Below are 7,447 nucleotides of genomic sequence, written 5' to 3'. Positions count from 1 at the left end.
CTAACTTTCAAACCGGACCACTCAAGTGGGGCTGATCAGTTTCACGAAGGCATTTATGCCTCAGTGGTGCTTATGTGTGCCTTGCTTCAGATCGAAAGCACTACCCTTTTTGCGCTCCTTGCATTCCGGTTTTCGAACTCTCCCCCCAATATATCGTCTTGTTTTGCTCATTCTTTGCGAGGTTTTGCGATGAACTTTGTCATTACTGGTGCGTCTGGTGCTGGGAAATCTACTTTGCTGGAGTATCTCAAGTCTCTTGGGTATGCGTGCCGGGAGGAGGTTGGGCGCCAGTTGGTGCGGGAGCAACGGGGGATTGACGGTTCTGCCCTTCCTGATCAGGACTGCGTTGCCTTTCGGGACTTGTTGTTTGAGCGTTCCATTGCGGCGTTTGATCAGTGGGTGGTGCGATCAGATGAGCCTGTTTTCCATGATCGCAGTTTTCTTGAGGCGATTGCTTACAGTGCAATTATTGGGGCTTCTGTTCCTCAGAGCATGGTGATTGCTGCACAAAAGAGGCGGTTTGCTTCTCCTTTTTTTGTGTGCGCACCGTGGAAAGAGATTTTTGAACATGATGCGGAGCGAACGCATGGCTTTGACTTTGCATGCCAGGATTATGCGGCGAATGTTTCGGTCTATCGTGCTTATGGATATGAGTTGGTTGACGTGCCGCAAGTGTGCGTTGAAGAGCGTGCGCGGTTTGTGATTGAGCACCTGGAAAAACAATCTCTCCTTTAATTTGTAGAATCGCTTATGTCACAAAACGTCGGGCGGGCTGTCTATTAAGGGCAGGGTGGATGGCGCTCTATGAGATTGGGCTTATGCATTTTTCGGGTTGTATCAACCTCAAGTATACACCTTATAGGTTGTTAACAGGTCGTCGTCGTGTTTCTGGTTGTGTTGTAATTCTGCAAGGTTGATTACTCGAAGGTCGTTAAGTGACTGGAACCTCTTAAAATTTCTAATCTGGTTCACGTTATATTATCAAGGGTTGTAAGCGTGAATTTATACAACCCATAAAATTGCGTTGGTTTTCCGTAAACAAGAATATCCGTAGCTTCATCTATATCGAAGCGGACGAATTCTCTAGAAATAAAGTTGATATCTGTTCTCCATGCCAGTGTTGGTGTGTGTTTCGTGATGTCTCTTTGTGGTGTTCAGGGATTTAGTCTGTAATACATTGAGGTGTGGCGGATGTATTACAAGAATACACGACTAGAACATCTTGATGGGCGTCAGGACCTGACGCCTGTTTGGGAATACTGGAACGAGCATAGAAAAAAGATATTTGGAAGAGCGTTTCATCTTACGGGTGGTGATATGGATGCGGCTGAAGAGTTGATGTCAGCAACGATCATTAAGGTTGCATCGCACTTTGAACAGCGTCCCTTGAATATGAGGGAGCCAATCGCCTTTTTTATGTACGCGCTCAAAAACGAGTTCATCAGTCAGTACCGGAAGAAGCGTTATGAATATCAGTTTCGTGATGGCGATAAGGATGTTTACGACGAACATCTGGCCAACACAGAGATTGAAAGCGCACCGCAGGAAGTGTTGCTGGCACAGAAGGAAGAGCTGATGCTGATCAGCAAGACGCTGGAGCGGCTTCCTCTTATCTACCAGCAGATTTTTTCCATGAAATTTGCCGAGGATCGCAGTTACAGCGAGATTTCGGAGGAGCTGAATATTTCTCAGGCTTTGGCCCGAAAGCGGGTGCAGTTTTTGCGTGAGAAGCTGAGAGATGCCCGCTCCAAGAAGCGTAAGCGGCTCAATTGAGCAGATTGAATGTTCACAGGAGGGTTGGGAGTGCGTCTCTCCGAATAGTTAACGAATTTAGACTGCGAGGGCGAAAGCATGGCGGAAGATACTGTAAATGCTCAGGTGACGGATGCCGTTACCCAGACAAATGTGAAGGTGGTGGGTGAAGCACCTTCTCAGGCAATTGCCAATCTGTACCAAGTGGTTAGCAATGCGACGGGATTGTCGGTTCAAAATGCGACCCATGCGCAACAATCCATGAACCAGATATCGACGGCTGTTGTGTCCAAAGGCGTGCAGCTGATTATGGAAATAGGCCCGACCTCTGGAGCGGAGTCTAAACCTTCAGGTGGTTAATTTGAGGGAATTTGATGGTGAGGGAGAGAGGTGAGAGTTCAGCTTCTCAAGAGTATGAGAATGCGATTATGCGTCGGCGGCGCCTGATCTCTCTGCTCCACGGACCTTTGAGCGATAATAGTTTGCGTTCCTCAACTCAGTCCGGTGCTGAGGCATCCAGAACACAGGGTGCTCAGCGATCTTCTCCAGCGGTCAAAATGTCCTCACAGGCGGCAACGGAAACCGTCAACACAGCAAGTGAGAGCAACAGTCAATCCGGAGCGCAACAAACCATGGTGATGGATAGTGAAAAGGGATCTGCTGGCGGTGCAGACTTTGAGGATACTACCGGTTCTGACGGGACGGGTGGGCAGTCGCAGGGCACATCCACGGATACCGGGAAGGAACAGTCCTCCGGGCCATCCTATCCACCATTGCCAACCTCTGCGCCTTCAACTTCTGCTTTAAACGAACAGATTACTCAGGCCGTGCAGTTTACCAACTTTCAAAATTACCAAGGATTGGAGTCGATGATCTCCATTCCTGATGATGTGATGACCAAGCAGTCCAGCGGGCATGCGTCGCAGAATGCAGAGACCTACATGAACGGTGTCATGCAAATCTCGATGGCTGCACAGGCGATTGTGGCTGCGAAGATCGCACAGGATCCTGCGTTGGCAGCGACACCTGCGCTGACGGAGCTGAACGTCATGGTGACCAATGCTATCTCGGCGTTTCAAGATGTGAGTGAGTGACCCGGCGGAAGTGGGTCGGCTGGTGGATCTGCTTCAGGAAATAACGCTGTTTTCTCAATAGGACTACATTTTGCTTGCGACTTTTCTTCGGGCTCTGACGCGATAGGCAGATCCCCGGTCAGCTCTAAAGGTGAGATATGGAACGGGACGTTACATACATTCGAGAGGAATTGGAGGAGGTGATCCTCAATCAGTTGCGCCGCTGGGAAGGGGTTATCGAGCAGGAAGAGACGCTTACGCTGTCGCGGTCTGGTGTTGAGACGCTGCCAGGGCTTTTGTGTCATCTGAGTCTGGCGCGGGATGCGCTGGTGAAGGCGGAAGGGATGCTGGTGTGTGAAGATGGCATTTCAGCAGCGGATGTGGTGCTCGGGTTTCGCGATGAGCGATTGCAGGAAGAGGCCGACCGATATGAGGACCGCGAAGACGAGGACCGGTTGATTCAGGATGGGGTGGAAGAGGAGCTTCTTGCGCGGTTTACCTCCACTGGCGACATTGAGTTTGACGCGCGGGGAGAGGACCGTAGTTCCGAGCGGAATTCAGATCACAACTGGTAAGACTGGACTTGAGGAGTGAGGCGATGAGTACAGCCGCAAACGAAACGTCAGGGGCCGCAGATGCTGGTCCTCAGAAGGTCACGGCGACACCGGGTCCAGAATTCAACTCTGCGCTGGATGATGCTGTCGTGCAGCTGACCAAAGTGAAGCAGAATGTGGATCAGGCGGCCAGCGAATTTGCGCAGCTGAGGCAGGGCATTCCAAACTACAATGAGGTGGTTGCTGAAATCCGGCAGCAGCAGGCGCAGATCAATCGGGCTTGTGATGATGCAACGTCCTCAGCGCAGACGATTGTGTCTGAGGTGGAGCATGCGGCAGCCAAGCTGTGCACCTCCATTGATGAAGAGATTTCGACGATTAAGAGTGTGATTGGCACCGGGGAGGAAGGTGAGGAACCTCAACCAGCGCCGCCGCCTGTGCAGCCGCAACCGCAACCGCAACCGCAAATAGCACCTGGGCAAGGTGTGCCGCAATCTGGTCCTGGCTTAGGGCAGTTTCCGGCCTCTGGCCTGCCCGGTCAGGGCGGGGTTCCCAATCAGGAAGCGATGGCAGTACAGGCTGCTGAAGCCATGCGGGATTTTCTGAAGAAGGAAATCAAATCGGAGCTTTCAAAGCAGATTGCGCCACTTAATGAGAAGCTCTCTGAGCTTTTGATTAGTTATCTGCAACAGAGAACTCGCGACAGGTGAGTGTGATGTGTGAACCAATTCTTACAAAGAGCACAGGCTCTTAGGAAAGAGTTCACAAATTGAGAGGAGCGGCGTCAATAGTCTGTAAATGGCAATAATAACAAGCATATTGGAGAAAAAATGCCAAAGACTATTGAGGAACAATGTGGCGCAGCAAAACCCTCCGATGGCGGAACTGTTGATGCTGACGTGATTGCAATTCTTGGGGTGGCTCCCGCGTTTGCGCTGGCGCTGACCTTCCTGACCGCGGCGCAATCGACAGGGGTGCTTTTTGAGAATTCCGTCTCGAATGCACAGCGCCAGAACATCATTGCACAGACCGCTTTGAATCAGGGAATTTTGCATACTTATTCTGTTGGATCCATGGCTGCTGCAAACAGCATTTCACATATGGAGCCGAAGGAAGCCGAGCAGGTGAACGAGAGTTTGCTCGGAACATTGTGTCGGTATTTTTCGCGTTAAGTCGCGGTGTTTGGTCGGTCTGCAACGGCCATTGAGTTTTCTAAATAATTGAGAGTTTGCCTCTGGTCAGTGCAGTGCTTGCGCTTGATCAGAGGTGAAGCAGGGCTGCGTTTTTACCGAACTGCTCATGAGTTCGGTTGATCAGGTGGGAGTGATTTATGGCGGATCTACCGGGGATTGGCCCCGTAATACCAGAGGGCGGCATGGTGACGGATGCTGTCACGCAATCCAATGTAACGGTGCTTGGGCAAGCGCCTGCAATTGCGATGGGGAACCTCTATGCATCCCTTGCACATTCAACGGGCATTTTGTTGCAGAACTCAGTCGCATCCGCGTCTCAATCTACCACTCTTGCACAGGCGACGACCAACATGGGCGTCATGCAAATCTATTCCGCGAATACAACGGCCGGGGCATCGGCCACAGAAAAAGTTGCTCAGGCTGGGACAGCTGACCAACTCAGCACGCTGCTGACTACCTTGCGTAGTTTCAACCCATAACCGGAACTTTCGAGCTTCGCTTTCTGGTGCAAAGGCCAGAGCGATGAGAATGGTTCTGATGCATCCTTTAAGTTGTAGTAGCGCGTACTCCTTTGGAGCCAGTTCAAGGAAATGCAGAACCGGATTTTGACCAGAACTGTATGAAAGAGGACTATTAGAATGCCAACAACTGTTAGCCCTATGATCACTGACGCGGTTACCCAGTCCAACGTAAAGGTCGTGGGTGAAGCCCCTGCGATGGCAATGGGCAGTGTCTTTCAGACAATGGCTCATTCCACTGGAATTCTCTTTGAGAACTATGTCTCTGCCGCTCAGCAGCAGAACATTCTTTCTCAGGCAGCAGCTAACCAGGGAGTCATGCAGATTTACTCCATGGATACGATGGCTGGCGCTGGTGCTACCGAAAAAGTTGCTCAGAGCGGCACACCAGACCAGTTGAACACGCTGCTGACAATCATGCGCGTTTTCAACCCAACGTAACGGGTTTAGGCGTCGCCCTCTGGCGGCGTTGGTTCAACTTGCAGTTAATGGTGTCCGGTTGGTTTTCAGGTGGGCATGCCCTTGGTGGTTCTCTGTGAAATCACCGGACACGACTTTTTTAATTCATGGCAGTTCATATTCTGCTGAACTGCTTTTGTTTCTGTCTCCCGCGTATCGGTATTCGAAAGGCGGTTTCGTCTCTTCGAAAGATATGCTGCATTTTTAAGGATGACGACTATGCCGGATACGGTAAATCCAATGATTACTGATGCCGTCACACAAACCAATGTGAAGGTTGTTGGTGAAGCACCCGCCATGGCTATGGGTTCGCTTTTCCAGACGATGGCGCACTCAACCGGTATTCTCTTTGAGAATAACGTGGCTGCTTCTCAGCAGCAGAACATTCTGGCTCAGGCTGCAACCAACCAGGGTGTCATGCAGATCTACTCCATGGATACCATGGCAGCTGCTGGTGCTACGGAAAAGGTTGCTCAGTCTGGCACACCGGATCAGCTTCAGACGCTTCTTACCATTATGGAAACCTTCCGTCCGGGCCGGTAAATGAACCTGTGACGACCTCTCGTGCGAGTTACATTTCAACCTTCCCTGCTTCGGCAGGGGAGGTTTGCAGTTTTGGTATGGTCTCTTTTGCTGACAGACCCGATGGAAATGGGTATAGGTACTGCTACGAATAAGCCCACAAAGGCAAAGAATGACACATACGCTAACCCCCATTTTGGTCTGTGCGCTCTACAAGTTTGTTGAGTTTGCGGACTTTGAAGACATGCGCGAACCTCTGCTTGACTACTGCAAAAGCCGTGGTATTCGCGGCAGTCTTCTTATTGCTCGTGAGGGCATTAACGGAACCATTGCTGGTGAAGAACCGCAGATGCGGGACGTGATTTCTTACTTGCGCAAAGACCCGCGTTTTCATGACATCATCGTCAAGGAAAGCTGGGCTAAGCAAATTCCGTTCAAGCGCATGAAGGTGCGTTTGAAGCAAGCGATCGTGAATATGGGCGTCAACCATATTGATCCGAATGATCTTGTCGGCACCTATGTGAAACCAGAGGACTGGAATGCGCTGATCTCCGACCCGGATACGGTCGTGATTGATACGCGCAATGACTACGAGTTTGCTCTGGGCACGTTTGAAGGTGCATTGGACCCTGACACGGAAACCTTCAATGAGTTTCCTGAATGGGTCAAACGCAATGATAACTCTCTGCGCGCCAAGAAGAAGGTCGCCATGTTCTGCACCGGCGGTATCCGCTGTGAGCGGGCTACCGGGCTGATGCTGGAGCAAGGCTATGATGAGGTTTATCACCTTGAAGGCGGTATTCTGAATTATCTGGAAAATGTACCAGAGGACGAGAGCCTCTGGAAAGGCGAGTGTTTTGTGTTTGATGACCGCGTGTCTGTTGATCACAAACTTGATGCTGGCTGGGGGAAGAACCTGCCGGAGAAAACCAAGAAGGTTCTCGCGCCATACCAGATTGATGACAAGCCTTCTGAGGCTGGCGAAAGCTGAAGCAGACTGGAATGAGGGGTGGTTTGACTGCCCCTTACTATTGCTTGCACCCCGGAAAACCTTATCCCCGTCCGTTCAACGTGGCTTATTGTTGATCTCATGTTCACGTAAACGGGCAGCTGGCGGAGCGACCGCCAGTGCAGCGTGAGCTGGGCGGGGCTACCGGGAGACATAACGCATCTTCCGGCGGGTCCGTTGAAACACCCCTTGAAAGTCTTTAGTGCAGGGACCAAGCGGAAGCTGGTCACCCGATGGGCGTCTACACTGGCAGGCGTTTAGCTATCACTGGCACTCACATTTGCCTTTGGCTGGTGTGTTTGTTGCTGATGGTGCCTGCTCCCAATGCCTTTCGGTGGAGACCTTGTTTCATACAAAAACGCCCGGG

General features: G+C 51.1%; 11 protein-coding genes. All 11 read left to right on the top strand.

Annotated features, from left to right (window positions below; all coding sequences use genetic code 11):
* Positions 1–735: AAA family ATPase (locus tag PsWM33_RS19005; protein WP_208994642.1), on the top strand; the 735-nt coding region annotated here is incomplete at its 5' end.
* 456 nt (positions 736–1,191) lie between these two features.
* Complete coding sequence (locus PsWM33_RS19000; protein WP_057460903.1) at positions 1,192–1,773, top strand: RNA polymerase sigma factor; 582 nt, start codon at positions 1,192–1,194, stop codon at positions 1,771–1,773.
* A gap of 78 nt (positions 1,774–1,851) precedes the next feature.
* The gene (locus tag PsWM33_RS18995) at positions 1,852–2,112 is read left to right on the top strand and encodes a RebB family R body protein (RefSeq protein WP_054663306.1); all 261 of its coding nucleotides are present in this window, start codon (positions 1,852–1,854) and stop codon (positions 2,110–2,112) included.
* Positions 2,113–2,126: 14 nt separating this feature from the next.
* Positions 2,127–2,846: a hypothetical protein gene (locus tag PsWM33_RS18990; RefSeq protein WP_063301268.1), complete on the top strand. Its 720-nt coding sequence runs from the start codon at positions 2,127–2,129 to the stop codon at positions 2,844–2,846.
* 137 nt (positions 2,847–2,983) lie between these two features.
* Positions 2,984–3,400, top strand: coding sequence for a hypothetical protein (locus PsWM33_RS18985; protein ID WP_063301267.1), 417 nt, complete (start codon positions 2,984–2,986; stop codon positions 3,398–3,400).
* A 23-nt stretch (positions 3,401–3,423) separates the two neighbouring features.
* Positions 3,424–4,089, top strand: coding sequence for a hypothetical protein (locus PsWM33_RS18980; protein ID WP_063301266.1), 666 nt, complete (start codon positions 3,424–3,426; stop codon positions 4,087–4,089).
* Positions 4,090–4,209: 120 nt separating this feature from the next.
* Positions 4,210–4,551, top strand: a complete 342-nt coding sequence (locus tag PsWM33_RS18975) for a RebB family R body protein (RefSeq protein ID WP_063301265.1) — start codon at positions 4,210–4,212, stop codon at positions 4,549–4,551.
* A 203-nt stretch (positions 4,552–4,754) separates the two neighbouring features.
* Positions 4,755–5,051: a RebB family R body protein gene (locus tag PsWM33_RS18970; RefSeq protein ID WP_063298110.1), complete on the top strand. Its 297-nt coding sequence runs from the start codon at positions 4,755–4,757 to the stop codon at positions 5,049–5,051.
* 159 nt (positions 5,052–5,210) lie between these two features.
* Positions 5,211–5,531, top strand: coding sequence for a RebB family R body protein (locus tag PsWM33_RS18965; RefSeq protein WP_057460907.1), 321 nt, complete (start codon positions 5,211–5,213; stop codon positions 5,529–5,531).
* Between the two features lie 237 nt (positions 5,532–5,768).
* A complete protein-coding gene (locus PsWM33_RS18960; RefSeq protein ID WP_057460908.1) occupies positions 5,769–6,092 on the top strand; it encodes a RebB family R body protein in 324 nt (107 codons plus the stop codon).
* Positions 6,093–6,243: 151 nt separating this feature from the next.
* Positions 6,244–7,062, top strand: coding sequence for an oxygen-dependent tRNA uridine(34) hydroxylase TrhO (gene trhO, locus PsWM33_RS18955; protein WP_063301264.1), 819 nt, complete (start codon positions 6,244–6,246; stop codon positions 7,060–7,062).
* The last annotated feature ends 385 nt before the right edge of the window (positions 7,063–7,447 follow it).

The sequence above is a fragment of the Pseudovibrio sp. WM33 genome (assembly GCF_001623165.1).
GTDB lineage: Bacteria > Pseudomonadota > Alphaproteobacteria > Rhizobiales > Stappiaceae > Pseudovibrio.
Note: the sequence above shows the minus strand (reverse complement) of the source record. Positions and strands in the feature narration are given on the sequence as shown.

Coding starts and splice junctions, on each gene's coding strand:
- PsWM33_RS19000 (WP_057460903.1), top strand. CDS start 1,192: ATGTATTACAAGAATACACGACTAGAACATCTTGATGGGCGTCAGGAC.
- PsWM33_RS18995 (WP_054663306.1), top strand. CDS start 1,852: ATGGCGGAAGATACTGTAAATGCTCAGGTGACGGATGCCGTTACCCAG.
- PsWM33_RS18990 (WP_063301268.1), top strand. CDS start 2,127: ATGGTGAGGGAGAGAGGTGAGAGTTCAGCTTCTCAAGAGTATGAGAAT.
- PsWM33_RS18985 (WP_063301267.1), top strand. CDS start 2,984: ATGGAACGGGACGTTACATACATTCGAGAGGAATTGGAGGAGGTGATC.
- PsWM33_RS18980 (WP_063301266.1), top strand. CDS start 3,424: ATGAGTACAGCCGCAAACGAAACGTCAGGGGCCGCAGATGCTGGTCCT.
- PsWM33_RS18975 (WP_063301265.1), top strand. CDS start 4,210: ATGCCAAAGACTATTGAGGAACAATGTGGCGCAGCAAAACCCTCCGAT.
- PsWM33_RS18970 (WP_063298110.1), top strand. CDS start 4,755: ATGGTGACGGATGCTGTCACGCAATCCAATGTAACGGTGCTTGGGCAA.
- PsWM33_RS18965 (WP_057460907.1), top strand. CDS start 5,211: ATGCCAACAACTGTTAGCCCTATGATCACTGACGCGGTTACCCAGTCC.
- PsWM33_RS18960 (WP_057460908.1), top strand. CDS start 5,769: ATGCCGGATACGGTAAATCCAATGATTACTGATGCCGTCACACAAACC.
- trhO (WP_063301264.1), top strand. CDS start 6,244: ATGACACATACGCTAACCCCCATTTTGGTCTGTGCGCTCTACAAGTTT.